Source organism: Amycolatopsis sp. NPDC058340, from assembly GCF_042723975.1.
Lineage (GTDB): Bacteria > Actinomycetota > Actinomycetes > Mycobacteriales > Pseudonocardiaceae > Amycolatopsis.
In genome coordinates, this window is sequence record NZ_JBHXIB010000065.1 from 12312 (window position 1) to 26746 (window position 14435).

16 protein-coding genes are annotated in these 14435 nt (G+C 68.8%); 7 read left to right on the forward strand and 9 right to left on the reverse strand.

Translation table 11 applies throughout. The features are described from left to right. Window positions 1–98 precede the first annotated feature (98 nt). The 3 genes from ACFWIW_RS38005 to ACFWIW_RS38015 all read right to left on the reverse strand — a co-directional run bounded on the left by ACFWIW_RS38005 (window position 99) and on the right by ACFWIW_RS38015 (window position 2907). Entirely contained in the window at window positions 99–563 is a 465-nt protein-coding gene (locus tag ACFWIW_RS38005; RefSeq protein WP_378372914.1) for a MaoC family dehydratase, read from the reverse strand. Further along, complete coding sequence (locus tag ACFWIW_RS38010; RefSeq protein WP_378372915.1) at window positions 560–1873, reverse strand: MFS transporter; 1314 nt, start codon at window positions 1871–1873, stop codon at window positions 560–562. Before ACFWIW_RS38010 ends, ACFWIW_RS38005 begins: the two co-directional genes overlap by 4 nt. A gap of 137 nt (window positions 1874–2010) precedes the next feature. Next, on the reverse strand, window positions 2011–2907 hold the full coding sequence (locus ACFWIW_RS38015; protein WP_378372916.1) for a LysR family transcriptional regulator: 897 nt from the start codon (window positions 2905–2907) through the stop codon (window positions 2011–2013). 65 nt (window positions 2908–2972) lie between these two features. Between ACFWIW_RS38015 and ACFWIW_RS38020 the strand changes: the two genes are divergently transcribed. From ACFWIW_RS38020 to ACFWIW_RS38035, 4 genes are read left to right on the forward strand one after another with little or no spacing between them, the layout of a single operon-like run. Next, window positions 2973–3929, forward strand: coding sequence for a CoA transferase subunit A (locus tag ACFWIW_RS38020; RefSeq protein WP_378372917.1), 957 nt, complete (start codon window positions 2973–2975; stop codon window positions 3927–3929). After that, window positions 3926–4702 (forward strand): CoA-transferase subunit beta, encoded by a 777-nt coding sequence (locus tag ACFWIW_RS38025; protein WP_378372918.1) that lies wholly within the window; start codon window positions 3926–3928, stop codon window positions 4700–4702. Before ACFWIW_RS38020 ends, ACFWIW_RS38025 begins: the two co-directional genes overlap by 4 nt. A gap of 10 nt (window positions 4703–4712) precedes the next feature. Beyond that, window positions 4713–6209 carry a 3-hydroxyacyl-CoA dehydrogenase gene (locus ACFWIW_RS38030; RefSeq protein ID WP_378372919.1) on the forward strand — a complete coding sequence of 499 codons (1497 nt, stop codon included), beginning with the start codon at window positions 4713–4715 and terminating at the stop codon, window positions 6207–6209. After that, the gene (locus ACFWIW_RS38035) at window positions 6206–7366 is read left to right on the forward strand and encodes an acyl-CoA dehydrogenase family protein (RefSeq protein ID WP_378372920.1); all 1161 of its coding nucleotides are present in this window, start codon (window positions 6206–6208) and stop codon (window positions 7364–7366) included. The genes ACFWIW_RS38030 and ACFWIW_RS38035 overlap by 4 nt, the downstream gene beginning before the upstream one ends. An 8-nt stretch (window positions 7367–7374) precedes the next feature. Here the strand turns inward: ACFWIW_RS38035 and ACFWIW_RS38040 are convergent, their stop codons facing one another. Further along, window positions 7375–7833 carry a GNAT family N-acetyltransferase gene (locus ACFWIW_RS38040; RefSeq protein WP_378372921.1) on the reverse strand — a complete coding sequence of 153 codons (459 nt, stop codon included), beginning with the start codon at window positions 7831–7833 and terminating at the stop codon, window positions 7375–7377. Between the two features lie 84 nt (window positions 7834–7917). Here ACFWIW_RS38040 and ACFWIW_RS38045 point away from each other — a divergent pair, with 84 nt between their 5' ends. Next, the gene (locus tag ACFWIW_RS38045) at window positions 7918–9495 is read left to right on the forward strand and encodes a hypothetical protein (protein WP_378372922.1); all 1578 of its coding nucleotides are present in this window, start codon (window positions 7918–7920) and stop codon (window positions 9493–9495) included. Window positions 9496–9498: 3 nt separating this feature from the next. Here ACFWIW_RS38045 and ACFWIW_RS38050 read toward each other — a convergent pair whose 3' ends face one another. Genes ACFWIW_RS38050 through ACFWIW_RS38060 form a run of 3 tightly spaced genes read right to left on the reverse strand, consistent with a single transcriptional unit; the run spans window position 9499 to window position 10595 of the window. Continuing rightward, window positions 9499–9942: a hypothetical protein gene (locus ACFWIW_RS38050; RefSeq protein WP_378372923.1), complete on the reverse strand. Its 444-nt coding sequence runs from the start codon at window positions 9940–9942 to the stop codon at window positions 9499–9501. A gap of 35 nt (window positions 9943–9977) precedes the next feature. Further along, on the reverse strand, window positions 9978–10166 hold the full coding sequence (locus tag ACFWIW_RS38055; RefSeq protein ID WP_378372924.1) for a hypothetical protein: 189 nt from the start codon (window positions 10164–10166) through the stop codon (window positions 9978–9980). Beyond that, window positions 10167–10595 (reverse strand): hypothetical protein, encoded by a 429-nt coding sequence (locus tag ACFWIW_RS38060; protein ID WP_378372925.1) that lies wholly within the window; start codon window positions 10593–10595, stop codon window positions 10167–10169. A gap of 306 nt (window positions 10596–10901) precedes the next feature. Between ACFWIW_RS38060 and ACFWIW_RS38065 the strand changes: the two genes are divergently transcribed. Then, window positions 10902–12392, forward strand: a complete 1491-nt coding sequence (locus ACFWIW_RS38065) for a SulP family inorganic anion transporter (RefSeq protein ID WP_378372926.1) — start codon at window positions 10902–10904, stop codon at window positions 12390–12392. Between the two features lie 45 nt (window positions 12393–12437). After that, entirely contained in the window at window positions 12438–12677 is a 240-nt protein-coding gene (locus tag ACFWIW_RS38070) for a hypothetical protein (RefSeq protein ID WP_378372927.1), read from the forward strand. A 7-nt stretch (window positions 12678–12684) separates the two neighbouring features. Here ACFWIW_RS38070 and ACFWIW_RS38075 read toward each other — a convergent pair whose 3' ends face one another. Beyond that, window positions 12685–14004, reverse strand: a complete 1320-nt coding sequence (locus ACFWIW_RS38075; protein WP_378372928.1) for a DUF4474 domain-containing protein — start codon at window positions 14002–14004, stop codon at window positions 12685–12687. Further along, a complete protein-coding gene (locus ACFWIW_RS38080) occupies window positions 14001–14309 on the reverse strand; it encodes a hypothetical protein (protein WP_378372929.1) in 309 nt (102 codons plus the stop codon). Before ACFWIW_RS38080 ends, ACFWIW_RS38075 begins: the two co-directional genes overlap by 4 nt. Between the last annotated feature and the right edge of the window lie 126 nt (window positions 14310–14435).

Sequence of the window (14435 nt, forward strand, 5' to 3'; positions counted from 1 at the left end):
GGGTTTGCCATCCCCGGGGCGGTTATCCCAATTCCGGGGGTTTTTGGGGGGCGGGGCCAGTGTTGTGTTTCGCGCCGTTCAACACCCCCCCAAAACACTCACGAGGGGGAGCGGTAGTAACGCGTGACCGACTCCGCGACACAGGCGGGTTTGCCCGAGCTGTCCAGCTCGAAGGTGAACGCGCGCACCATCTGCACGCCGTCGCGCGGCACGGCGGTCACCTCCGGCACCGACGCGTGCAGCCGCACCCGGCCGCCGACCGGGACGGGCGCGGGGAAACGGACCTTGTTGAGCCCGTAGTTCAACGCCATGCCGACACCGGTGACGCGCAGCAGTTCGGCGAACATCGGGATGCCCCAGCTCAAGGTCAGGTAGCCGTGGGCGATCGTGCCGCCGAACGGCCCCGCCGCGGCGCGCACCGGGTCGGTGTGGATCCATTGCCCGTCACCGGAAACCTCGGCGAAGGTGTCGATGACGTCCTGTGTCACCGTCCGCCAGGCCGACGTGCCCAGATCGCGGCCTTCGAGAGCCAGGATCTCCTCGATGCCGTTCGCGGTGATCACGGGGTCACCGCCGCGGTGACGGGAGCGGGCTCGTCGGCGCGCTCGTCGTAGCTGGGCCGCTTCAGCAGGGCCAGCATGCAGCCCAGCGTCAGCAGGACCTGGAACACCGCGAACACGATCACGGCGGTGATGGAACCGGTGAGGTTGAGCAGGAACTGGCCCACGATCGGCGTCGTGCCCCCGAGCAGCGTGCCGCAGAGCTGGTAGCACAGCGAGATCCCGGTGTAGCGCACATGCGCGGGGAACCGGCTGGCGAGCATGCCCGCGAGCGCGGCGTAGTAAAGGCAGTGCGGCACGGTGGCGACGACGACGCCGACCATCGCGGAGGTGTAGTCCCCGGTGCCGATCAGCAGGAACATCAGCGGCATCAGCACCAGTTCGGGCAGCAGCATCACCGACACCGCGCGGCGCCAGCTGGTCATCTTCGTGACGATCACCGCGCCCCACGGCTGCACCAGGATCTGGGTGATGTTGGCGACCAGGATGATGGTGAGGAAGGAGCTGCGGCTGAAGCCGATGTCCGACGTCGCCCACGACAGCGCGAAGGTGGACTTGAAGTAGGTGGCGGACAGGCCGATGGTGCAGGCGCCGATGCCGAGCACGATGAGCATCGGGTGGTTGCGGAGCACCTCGGTCAGCGGCAGTTTGGCGACCTTCTTGGTCTTGATCAGTCCCGCCATGGCCGGCGATTCGGTGACCTTCAGCCGGATGAACAGCCCGACGACGACCAGCAGTGCGGAGGCCAGGAACGGGATCCGCCAGCCCCAGCCGACGAACGCGGCGTCCGGCAGCTGGCTGATGGCGAGGAAGCTGACCGTGCTCAGCGTGTTGCCCACCGGCGAACCCTGTTGCGCGAAGGCGCCGTAGAGGATCGATTTCCCCTTGGGCGCGTGTTCGGAGGCGATGAGCACCGAACCGCCCCATTCGCCGCCGAGCCCGATGCCCTGGATCATCCGGATGAGCACGAGCAGGATCGGCGCGGCCACGCCGATGGTCGCGTAGCCGGGCAGCACCCCGATCAGGGTGGTCGAGATGCCCATCAGCAGCAGTGTGATGACCAAGGTCTTCTTGCGGCCGAGCCGGTCGCCGATATGGCCGAAGATGACGCCACCGAGCGGCCTGGCGAGGAACCCGACCCAGAAGGTCGCGAAGGCGACCAGCGTGCCGATCGCTCCGTCGAGTTCGGGGAAGAAGACCTTGTCGAACACCAGCGCGGAAGCGGTGCCGTAGATGTAGAAGTCGAACCACTCGATGGTCGAGCCGATGAAGGCCCCGATGCCCGCGCGTTTCGCGGTCGAGTCCGCCGCCATGCCGTCTCCTTGGATCGCCGTTGTTCCCGGGCACGGCGACCCCCGGCGCCAACGTCCCTGTTCTGGCCGGAACGATGCCAGCCGTCACCGAGACACGTCCAATACCGAATAGGCCGGTCAGTGAGTGCTTCTGCGTATCAATCGCCGGGCGTGGGCAGCGCCTCCTCGGCGACGGCGAGCACCGTCCGCAGGGCGGCGGACGGATTGTCGGCGCGCCAGGCCAAGGCGGCTTGCAGGCGCGTCGCCTTGCCGGCGAGGCGTCGGTAGACCAGCCCGGTCTGCTGGATGTGCTGGCAGGACGTGAGGGTCAGCGTCACCCCGACCCCGGCCGCCACGAGCGCCAGGATCGTGTACGAATCCGGTGCCTCCTGGACCACCTTCGGGGTGAACCCGCCCTCCGCGCAGGCCTTGACGGTGGCCTCGCGCACCGTCGAGCCCGCGTTCGCGGGGAAGCTGACGAAGACCTCGGAAGCCAGTTCCCCGATGGGGATACGCCGGTGCCCGGCCAGCCGATGGTCCGAAGGCAGCGCGCAGATCAGCTCCTCCTCGTCGATCACCCTGGCCCGCACACCCGGCTGGGTGACCGGCAGGCGGACGAAACCGAGGTCCAGCGAACCGTCCGCGACGCGGTCCAGTGCCACGTTGGCGTAGGTCTGCCCGCGCATCACCAGTTCGAGTCCGGGGTGCGCGGCCCGCACCGCCCTGGTCAGCAGCGGCAGCGACTCGTGGCTCGACGCCCCGGCGAAGCCGACGGTGACCCGTCCGAACTCCCCGCGGCCCGCGGCTTTCGCGGCGCGGGTGGCCAGGTCGAGGTCTTCCAGCACGGTGCGGGCGGGGGTGAGGAAGGATTCGCCCGCGCTGGTGAGGCGCACGGAGCGGGTGTTGCGCTCGAACAGTGCGACCCCGAGCTCGCGTTCGAGCTGCCGGATCTGCTGGCTCAGCGGGGGCTGGGCCATCTGCAGGCGCTTCGCGGCGCGGCCGAAATGCAGTTCCTCGGCCACCGCCAGGAAGGCGTTCAGATGACGGAACTCCATGTCGTACCTCGATTATTCTGAGCTGGATATCAATCTGACCTTAATTCGGTATTGGACTCTGCACAATGCCGACTGGCACGGTGAAGTCCGTGACCGACAAGACCACCACGATGGCCGAGGCCATCGCCGCCTTCGTGCATGAGGGCGACACCGTCGCGCTGGAGGGGTTCACGCATCTGATCCCGACCGCGGCGGGGCACGAGATCATCCGGCAGGGCCGCCGCGACCTCACCGTGGTCCGGATGACCGCGGACATCGTCGTGGATCAGATGCTGGCGGGCGGCTGTGTCCGCAAACTGGTGTCCTCGTTCGTCGGCAACTCCTCGGCGGGCTCGCTCGGGGAGCTGCGGCGGCGGATCGAGCGCGCCGAACCCGAACCGCTGGAGTTCGAGGAATACAGCCACTACGGGATGATCGGCCGCTATCTGGCCGGCGCGCAGCGGTTGCCGTTCTACCCGGTGCGTTCGTACGCGGGCAGCGACCTGCCGTCGGTCAACCCCGGTCTTCGCAAGGTGACTTCGCCCTACGACGACGGCGAGCAGATCTACGTGGTGCCGCCGGTCAACCCGGACGTCACGATCGTCCACGCCCAGCGGGCGGACCGGTCGGGCAACACCCAGGTCTGGGGGTTGACCGGGATCCAGGCCGAAGCCGTGTACGCGGCGAAGAAGGCCGTGGTGGTGGTCGAGGAGATCGTCGACGACGACGTGATCCGCCGGGATCCCAACCGGACGCTCATTCCCGCGCACGCCGTCGACGCCGTGGTGGCCTGCCCGCGCGGCGCGCACCCGTCGTTCGCCCAGGGGTACTACGACCGGGACAACGCCTTCTACCGCGGCTGGTCGGCGATCAGCGCGGATCCGGCGCGCCTGCGCGAGTGGCTGGAGGAGTGGGTGCTCGGCACGCGCGATCACGCGGAATACGTGGCGAAACTGGGGGAGCGCTACTGGTCAGGCCTCGCCGTGGACGACGCGCTGAGCCTGCCGGTGAACTACGGGCGGCGACGGGAGAACGCACGATGACGTCCACAATGGACACCGGAACGACTTCGTCCGAACTGCTTTCGGTGGTCGCTTCCCGGGAGCTGGCCGGGAAACGCACGGTGTTCGCCGGGATCGGCCTTCCGACACTGGCCGCGTCGCTCGCCCATCTCACGGTCGCGCCGGAGCTGGAGATCGTCTACGAATCCGGGGTCTGCGGCGCGCATCCTTCGCAGCTGCCGGAGACGATCGCCGACGCCGTCCTGATCACCGGTGCCGAAGCGGTGCTCTCGATGCCCGCGCTGTTCGGAAACGTGCTGCAAGGCGGGCATATCGACGTCGGTTTCCTCGGTGCCGCGCAGATCGACCGGTGGGGGAACCTGAATTCGTCGGTGATCGGCGACTGGGCCGATCCCGCGGTGCGGTTGCCCGGCCCGGGCGGCGCGATGGAGGTGATGGCGAACTCCGGCGAGGTCTTCGTCGTGATGCGCCGCCACGATCCCCGGTCCTTTGTGGACAAGCTGGACTTCTGTACCTCGCCAGGCCCGGATCGTGCGCTTGCCGACGGTATCCGCCCGCTCGGCGCGGGGGTCACCAGGGTGATCACCGAACTCGGCATCCTCGCGCGGCCGGGTGTCGGCGAACCTCTGCGGCTGATCGCGGTCCACCCCGGCGTGACCGCCGCTCAGGTGCGCGCGGCCACCGGCTGGCCGCTGGAGGTCGACGGTGACCTGGTCACGATCGAACCGCCCGCCGACGCCGAACTGCGGCGGCTGCGTGAAGAAGTCGACCCCGGTCGCGTCTACCTGCGTTGAGGAGTTGAACATGCGGATCAGGGTCATCGGAACCGGTGTGATGGGCCGGGGGATCGCGCAATGGGCGGCGACCGCCGGGCACACCGTCGAGCTCGCCGACGCGCGGAGGGAGGCCGTCGGCGAAGCGATCGGCTTCATCGCGGGTCTGCTGGACCGCGCTGTCGCCAAAGGACGGATGACGGAACCGGAGGCGGGTGAGGTCCGCGCCAGGCTCGTGCCGCTGGACGCGGTTTCGGCGCCGGGCGACGACGTGGCCCTGGTGATCGAAGCCATCCGTGAAGACCTGGACACCAAGGCCGCCCTCTTCGGCGAACTGGAAGCGGTGCTGCCGCCCACGACCATCTTCGCGACGAACACCTCCTCGCTGCCGGTCACCCGGATCGCCGCGACACTGGCCGATCCGTCGCGCCTCGCCGGTTTGCACTTCTTCAATCCGGTGCCGTTGATGAAGATCGTCGAGGTCGTGCCGGGCGCCGCCACCCGGCCCGACATCCCCGGCACGCTGGCCGATCTGGTGCGCGCGTCCGGGCATCGCGCGGTGACGGTCGCCGACACCCCCGGCTTCCTGGTCAACCACGCGGGCCGCGGGCTGGTCACCGAGGCGTTCGCGCTGCTGGAGGATTCGGTCGCCGAGCCGGTGGTGATCGACCGGATCGCCCGCGACGTGCTCGGCCTGCGGATGGGCCCGTTCGAGCTGATGGACCTGACGGGCCTCGACGTCACGGCCGCCGTCATCGACTCGATCTGGACCGGGTTCCGGCATTCCGACCGGCTGCGGCCCTCGTTCCTCACCCCGAACCGGGTGGCCGCCGGACTGTACGGCCGCAAGAGCGGACGCGGGTTCTACGACCATCGTCCCGGCGCGGAGGGAATCACCGAAGCGCCGGTCACCGCCGTGAAGTGTCCACTGTGGATCGCCGGATCGGGGCCGGACGCCGACGCCTTGCGCGCGGCCTTCCCGGAATCCTTGGACGAGCCCGCACCTGAGGCAGTCGTGCTGGTGCCGATCTGGGGAACCACTGTCACGGCCGCGATCGCGGCGCACGGGTTGCCCGCTTCCCGTACGTTCGGGCTGGACCCGCTTTCGCTCAGCACGCGTCGCCGTGTGCTGGCCGTGACCCCGGCGTCGGATCCGGACGCGGTCCGGGCCGCCGTCGGTGCGGTGGCGGCGGGTGCCGAGGCGGTGTCGGTGGTGCGAGACACCGCCGGTTCGGTCGCGCAGCGCCTGCTGGCCTCGATCGTCTCGGTCGCCGCGTCGATCGCGGAACGGTCGCTGGCCTCCCCGGAGGACGTCGACCTCGCCGTCACGGCCGCCCTCGGCTACCCGTCCGGGCCGCTCGCCTGGGGCGATCGGATCGGCGCCGTCCGCCTGCTCGAACTCCAGGACCGGCTGCACGAGACCACCGGCGATCCGCGCTACCGGCCGGCGCGCTGGCTGCGGGAGCGGGCCGAGCTCGGGCTGCCCCTGACCACCCCCGCCTACCCGCTGGAGAAGGAAACACCGTGATTTCACCGGATTTCGGCCTGACCGAGACGCAGCGCGACATCCGCGCCATGGCCGCGCGGTTCGTCGACGACGAGATCGCGCCACACGCGGCGGAATGGGATCGCGCCGAACAGGTCGATCGCGGCATCGTGAAACGACTGGGAGAACTGGGATTCCTCGGCCTGATGGTGCCGGAGGCCTACGGCGGCGTGGACGCGGACATGCTGTCCTACGTCCTGGTGACCGAGGAACTGGGACGAGGCGACTCGGCGGTGCGCGGGATCGTGTCCGTGTCGCTCGGGCTGGTCACCAAGACCATCGTGACGCACGGAACGGACGAACAACGTGAGTATTGGCTGCCCCGCCTCGTCAGCGGTGACGCCCTCGGCTGCTTCGCCCTCACCGAGCCGGGCACCGGTTCCGACGCGGCGTCGGTCAGCACCCGTGCGACCCGCGACGGCGGGGACTGGATCCTCGACGGCGGGAAGATGTTCATCACCAACGGAACCTGGGCGCAAGTGGCGCTGACGTTCGCCCGGACCAGCGAACGCGGCCTCACCGCCTTCCTGGTGCCGACCGACACGCGGGGCCTGAGCGCGAGGGAGATCCACGGCAAGCTCGGCCTGCGCGGCCAGGCGACCGCGGAGCTGACCTTCGACGGTGTGCGCGTACCCGATTCGGCGCGGCTGGGCGAGGTGGACCGTGGTCTGGGCATCGCGCTGGGCGCGCTGTCCCGCGGCCGGGTCTCGGTCGCCGCCGGCGCCGTCGGACTCGCACAGGCCGCCGTGGACGCGGCCGTGCGGTATTCCACCGAACGCACCCAGTTCGGCCGTCCGATCGCCTCGTTCCAGCTGGTGCAGGAACTGCTCGCCGATTCCGCGGTGGACGTCCGGGCCGCCCGCCTGCTCACCCATCACGTGGCACGGATCGCCGATTCCGGTGTCTCGCCGAAGGAGTACACGACCGACGCGTCCATCGCGAAGTACCACGCGAGCGAAACGGCGGTGCGCGTCAGCAACAACTGCCTCCAGGTCTTCGGCGGCTACGGGTTCATCGACGAGTTCCCGGCAGGCAAATACCTGCGCGACGCCCGCGTGCTGACCCTCTACGAAGGCACCAGCCAGGTGCAGAAACTCCTGATCGGCCGTGACTTGACCGGCGTCAACGCGATGCTCTGAGCGCGTCGCTAACGACCGCAGCGATCCACGCGTTTCCACGGCCAATCCGAGACGAGCCAGCGTGCGACGGCGTCGGCGAGCGGGGCATCCAGCTCCGCTTTGCCGGCCCGTACCCACGACTGCACCGTGACGTCCCACTCGTCGGAGGCCGTGGGGTACAGGTAGACGCAACCGATGACGTCGCCGTCGGCCGGGCCGAGGACGGTGAACGTGAAACCGGTGTGTCGCGCGAAGTCCTCGGCGTGGCGGCGCAGATCGGCGAGGTTCTCGTCGAGGGTCATGCCGTCGCGTGGCGGCCAGTCGCCGTCGGGATAGCCCGGAGTGGAGCGGATGTGCTCGATACTCGACATCCAGGCGGCATGGTCGGCCGAATTGTGTTCCGGTCCCAAGGGTTCGAGGCGGAACTCGTCGGCGGCGAGCGCGGTCGGCGGGACGAAACCGGCTGGTACGAACGTATCCGCGGGCATGGTCGGGACCGTAGCGGCAGGTCGGCCCGAACGCATTCGAGTTTCGCGCTTGCCGTGGTGCCGCGGGCAGGCCAGCATGATCGGGTGTCAGACGAGGGGATGGAGCGGCGCCTGCTCGACGCGGTCCGCGACGGCGAGGTGCTCGACCTGACCGGTGGCGGAACGGTCGATCCGGACGAGATGCCGTCCTGGGGAAGCGGCCGCACCGTCTCGGCGGCGCTGATCCGTGACCTGGTCCGGGGCCGCCGGGACGTCGAGGCGGACCCGCACGGGCTGCGGCTGCGCGGGGCGCGGATCACCGGCCGTCTCGATCTGGCGAACATCGACGGCGAAATGCGGGTCGAACTGCTCGACTGTTTCGTACCCGACGGCTTGGACCTGCGCGATGGCCGCTTGCCGGGCCTGGCGCTGGACCGTTCGTGGTTCGGGCATTCCGCGCAGGACCCGCCGGTGGACGCCGAAAGGTTCACCGCCTCGGCGATGACGATGAACGGTGTGGTCGCGACCGCCCGCACCTCGGCCGGTGCGGTCCGGTTGCGCGGGGCCCATCTCGGGCTGTTCGAGTGCGAGGGGGCGCGGCTGAAGAACACGTCCGGGCCCGCCGTGGACGCCGAGTTCCTTCGAGTCGATCATGTCGTGTCCCTTCGCCGCGGGTTCGAAGCCACCGGCATCGGCGAACAGGGCGCGGTGCGGCTCGTCGGCGCCCATCTCGGCAGGCTGGAAGCCGATGGGGCGTGCCTGACGAACCCGGACGGGCCCGCCCTGCAGGCCGACCGGCTGCGCGTCGATCACGGCGTGTTCCTGCGCGCCGGATTCCGGGCGACCGGCGCGGTCCAACTGGTCGATGCCCACGTCGGCTTGCTGGATTGCGACGGTGCGCGACTGGAGAACACGGACGGGCCCGCCCTGTACGCGAACGGTCTGAAGGTCGACCGGGCCGTGTTCCTGCGCGCCGGGTTCCGGGCGACGGGCACCGCACCCGTCGTCCTCCGGTTGAACGGTGCGTCGATCGAAGGCTCGCTGTGGTTGAACACCAGCGAGGTGACCCGGTCGGATCAGGCCTCGGGGGCGCTGATCGACATCGACGAGCTGACCTACGGAGACATTCCGCGGCAGATCGGGTTGTCCCGGTGGCTGGAGCTGTTGCGTGCCCATACACCCGGCTACGCCGCGCAGCCCTACCAGCAGCTGGCCGCCGTCCACCGCGCGGCAGGCCACGACAGCGAGGCGCGGGAAATCCTGATGGCGCAACGGCGTGATCAGATCCGCCGCGGCGGGCTTCGGTGGCACGACCGGATGTGGGCCCGATTCACCGGACTTGCCCTCGGCTTCGGTTATCAACCCTGGCGAGCGCTGCTGCTGTTGCTCACCGTCCTCGCCGGCTCGGTCGTGCTGGCCCTCGTCCTCGGCGGGCAGGGCGGCCTCGCGCACACCGCCCGCGCGAGCGCGCCGGCGACACCGTGCGGTGTCGTGGAGCGGATCGGGGTGGGGCTGGATCTGGGGCTGCCCTTGGTCAAGACGGGCGCACGGGAGCTGTGCGCCCCCACGGGATCCGCCGCCGGGCAGGCCCTCACCGTCGCGGGCTGGGTCCTGCAGCTCGCGGCGTGGGCGTCGGCCACCCTGTTCATCGCGGGTTTCACCGGTGCCGTCCGCAAGACCTGACGGCTACCTCCGCTCGAAGATCAGGTCGTAATCCTTGCGCCAGGTGGTTCCCCGATCCTCGGACGCCTCCCAACGCCCCCGGATCCGATCCGGCCCGACCTCGGCGACGAACCGTTGGAACATGTCGGGGTCTTCCCGGCTCAGGCTCCAGCTCGCCCCGTCGAAGGTCATGGCGAAGACCCGGCACACCCCTCGTTCATCGTGGTACAGAGCCGTATAGGCGTCTCGGGCGTCGCTGCGACCGAGGACCAGGACCATCTCGCTCGAGGCTTTCCCGTCCTCGCTGCCCATCGTCCAGCGAAGGACCACGAACGCGTCACCGAGCCACTCGATCGTCGCCGAACCCGGCACCTCTTGATCGGCCGGTTCCAGAAACCACGCGTCGCTCAGCGTCGTCCGCCACGATCCGACCAGGACGTCCAACCGTTCGATGGCTTCGTTGCGCATCGCTTCCTCCTCGCGGGGCCAGGGGATCCGCCAGCCTAGCGCCGGAGTGCTCGGTAGTGCTTGAGCAAGGCGGTGATCCGTACGGGGTCGGCGGCGGCGTTCAACTCGGCGAGCAGGTCGTCGGGGCACAACTCGTAATGGTCGCCCCACCACCGCCGCGCCTTGTTGTCCCAGATCCGGTATCCGCCGGGCACGCCCCGCGCCACGTATCGCCGCTTGGACAATCAGCCACCTCCTTCGCCGTCGAGCGTCGCTGCCCGACGGTCGTACTCGTCGAAAGCCTCAGACACGGCGCCGTCCAGGATCATGGCCAGGGCGTAGGAAATGGTCCAGATCCATTCCTCGAGCCGGGCCACGTCCGCGGCACTGATCAGACCGTTCCGGCCGAGCATGCCTTCGGGATCGACACCCCAAGCCCGCGCGAAGTGACACATCCCGACCACGGCGGAAACCACCTCACGGGGAACCAAATCGGCCTGTAGCGGTTCGGCGAGTGCCCGCAAGGCCGCCATCACTTCGTGGTAGTTCTCCTCACGCAGTCCGGTGAAGGGCCGCAAAGACCCGATGAAGCCCTTCTGCCAGCGCGGATCGTCCACGGCCGGGTGTGTGCACGAGTGGAACAGGAGGGCTTCGCGGGCGTCGGCCGGGGTCATGGAAGAACGCTAGCGCGAGGGTACGACAACTACGGAGCCGCGAGCGGCCCGCTCGCGGCTCACCTCCACCACATTCCGGTTTCGTACCACCTGGTGAAAAGCGGACCAGTGGCTGCGAGAGGAGGTGATCCCGACCTCATTGCGACGACGGGGCCCGCGTGGATCGATGATCCCTCCTCTACCGTGAGAGCGAGAGTCGTCGCTGGTCGGTGGAGCCTTCTTGCCGCAGGGCACGCGAAAGGTCTCCCGTCCGCCGAGGTTGTTCCGCGCCGCACGAGGCGCCCGAGAAAGTCAGGTCGTCCGTCTGTGCCGAGTCTGGTGTCCACGCGCCTGCGCACACGCCCCTCGTGGTGGTCTCCCAAGGTCGCCCGCACCGAGATCCTGGCTGGCCTGGTGGTCGCGCTCGCGCTGATCCCGGAAGCGATCTCCTTCTCCATCATCGCCGGGGTCGACCCGAGCGTCGGCCTGTTCGCCTCGTTCACCATGGCCGTGGTGATCTCGATCGTCGGCGGCCGGCCGGCGATGATCTCCGCGGCGACCGGCGCGATCGCGCTCGTGGTCGCGCCGCTGGCCCGTGAGCATGGGCTGAACCACCTGATCGCCACCGTGATCCTGGGTGGCCTCTTCCAGATCGTGCTCGGCTCCCTCGGCGTCGCGAAGCTGATGCGGTTCGTGCCGCGCAGTGTCATGGTCGGATTCGTCAACGCGCTGGCGATCCTGATCTTCATGGCGCAGGTCCCGGAGCTGATCGACGTGCCGTGGCCGGTCTATCCGCTGTTCGCGGGAGGGCTCGTGCTCATGGTGCTGTTCCCGAAGCTGACCAAGGTGATCCCCGCGCCGCTGGTGTCCATTGTGGCCTTGACGGCGCTGACGATCGCCGCCGGGATCGCGGTCCCGACGGTGGGTGGCAAGGGCGCGCTGCCGTCGTCGCTGCCGTCGCCCGGCGTGCCGGAGGTGCCGTTCACCCTCGACACCCTCGCCTTGCTCGCGCCGTACGCGTTCGCGTTCGCGCTGGTGGGGCTGATGGAGTCGCTGATGACGGCGAAGCTGGTCGACGACATCACCGACACCCGCTCCAACAAGACCCGCGAGGCGATCGGCCAGGGCATCGCCAACATCGTCACGGGCTTCTTCGGGGGCATGGGCGGGTGCGCGATGATCGGCCAGACCATGATCAACGTCAAGACCGCCGGTGCCCGGACCCGGCTTTCGACGTTCCTGGCCGGTGTCTTCCTGATGGTGCTGTGCATCGCCTTCGGCCCGCTGGTCTCGCAGATCCCGATGGCCGCGCTGGTGGCGGTGATGGTGCTGGTCGCGTTCGGCACCTTCGACTGGCACAGCGTCGCCCCCGCCACGCTCAAGCGGATGCCGGCGGGGGAGGTCGTCGTCATGGTCGTCACCGTGGCCGTCGTGGTGGCCACCGACAACCTGGCGATCGGCGTCGTCGTCGGTTCGGTCACCGCGATGGTGATCTTCGCTCGCCGGGTCGCGCGCCTGGTGGAGGTCACCGCGGTGGTGGACCCGGACGGCACCCAGGTCGTCTACGCCGTCACCGGTGAACTGTTCTTCGCCTCCAGCAACGATCTTGTCGACCAGTTCGACTACGCGAACGATCCGGAGAAGGTCGTCGTCGATCTCACCGGCGCCCACATCTGGGACGCCTCGACCGTCGCCGCCCTCGACGCGATCACCACCAGATACGCATCGCGAGGCAAGACCGTCGAGATCATCGGGCTGAACAAGCACAGCGCGCGTATGCACGGGAAGCTCTCCGGCGAACTCACCGGCAGCCACTGACGAGAACGACGCTCCGGTCCTCGTCCACCGCCTAGAGTGGGGTTCATGAGTGACCCGGAGCAGCTGGCCCGTGCGTTGCGGACCACGGCCAGGAACGCCGCGACCACCGCCCTGCGCGAGGGGCTCGAAGACATCGAAGAGCGCCACGGCCGTCGTGTCGCCGACGAGGTCGCCGGCCTGATCGACGTCGACGGCGTGTTCGCCGGGCTGCGGGAAACCGCGAGCCCGCGGCGAACCGGAGACGACGACGAGCCGTGGGAGTTCAAACGGGAATCCTTGGCCTGAACGCGGCTCACTTCTCCCAGGTGTAGCTCAGAGCCGGTGGATCGTCGGTCGTCTTGGTGACCGTGAGGTGCTGCTCGGGGTGCGCGGCCGCCCACCGGGTCATCTCGTTGTAGAGCTGATCGCGCAGGCCGCTGTCCCGAACCTCGATAGTGGCGCGCTGCGCCAGCTGGCTCGGATCGACGTCCGGGTCGGTGCGGATCGCCAGGTTCCAGAAGTGCTTCTTGTCGGTGCCGTCGGCGCCTTGGCCGTCGTTGGTGAAGTAGACCTCGTCGGTCGTCTTGTTGTAGATCGTCTGGGTGACCTTGATCTGGTCGTCGCCCTGGGCGGCGTTGAAGTAGCCGGACGGGTCCGAGGAACCCGGTTCGCGGGTGTAGAACCCGACTTCGCCGCCGAACGCGCCGCCGAACCCATAGCCGCCCTTCCACAGCTCCAGCCGGTATTGCTTGCCGGTCTTCGGGTCGGTGAACTCCATGTTGTCGCCGTCGTCGCCGGTGGCGTCGAGGTTCGCGCCGATGAGCTTTTCGAGCTTGTCGTACAGGTCGTGCCAGCCGAGGAAACTCTGCACCGAATGCTCGCCGGTGGTGTAGTAGTCGCCGTCCGCGACGTACTTGAAGCCGAGGTAGTCGTAGATCTTCTGCGCGATTTCACGGTTCTGCAGGAGCAGTTCCCAATCGCCGGTCAGCAGGGCGGCCTTGAGTCTCGGGTCGTTCTTCACCAGCTCCGCGAAGCCAGGGATCTCACGCAGCATGATCGCGGCGATCTCGGCGAGGTTCCGCTTCCCCGAGCCCGCGAGTTCCCACACCTGGCCCGTCCTGTTCCGCAGTTTCAAGCCTTCGGCGAGCAGGACGGCGTCATAGCCGAGGATGATCCGCTCCAGGTCGGCGAGCACGACGAGGGCTTGTGCCTTGATCGCCTTGTCCTGTGCCCAGGCGAAGACGATGTTGCCCTTGCCGTGCGAGAGATCGTTCCAAACGTCGTCCAGCTTCTTCCGCAGGGATTCGGCGTCCGCGAGGTGACTGCGGGCGTCGCCTTGCGTCTTGGCCAGCGCGTCGCGGATCACCTCGAACGACTTCGCCGACTCTTCGAGGTCCTGGGCCTGGTCGTCGCGGTTCTTCTTGAAGTCCGCGAGCGAGGCGAGCGCCGACTCGCCGGCTCCGCCCTGCCAGCCTTCGGCCAGCTGAACGCGGACCGCCTCGACCAGTGATTTGGCGTCCAGCACGGCTTCCTTGGTGGCGCGGCACGCCCGTGCCCGGTCGTCCAGCTCGGTCGTGCTGCCCTTTGCCACCTGGTCGTGGAGCTGGCGGATCTTGTCGAAGACCGAGCTCACCGGTCGATCCCTTCGAAGCCTTTGTCCAGCGTCTTCAGGAAGGTGTCGCGCGCGGCCGAATCGGTGCCGTCGTAGCTCTTCGCGGCGGCCCGGATGGCTTCGACCAGGCTGGTGACCTGCTGCTGCGAGGCGGTCAAGTCCTCCTGCCGGGTCAAGAGCCAGACGTCGTAGTCCCCGGCGAACCCGGCGGCCCGATGGGTGGCACCGACGTTCGGCGCGCCGCCGGGCGCGAGCGTCGGCGGCTTCCCCGCGGCGAGCTTTCCCGCCGCACTGCTGATGTCCGCGACATCGACCTCGAAACCCACCGCACGCCCTCCCCGCCCCGAGTGACACTTCGCCTAGGCAATGTAACACCCAATTCCTGGTTCGGTGCCTGGTTCGCGCTTTCGGTCGTATCGAGGACTCCGATCGCCGACATGGGCGGGTCCACG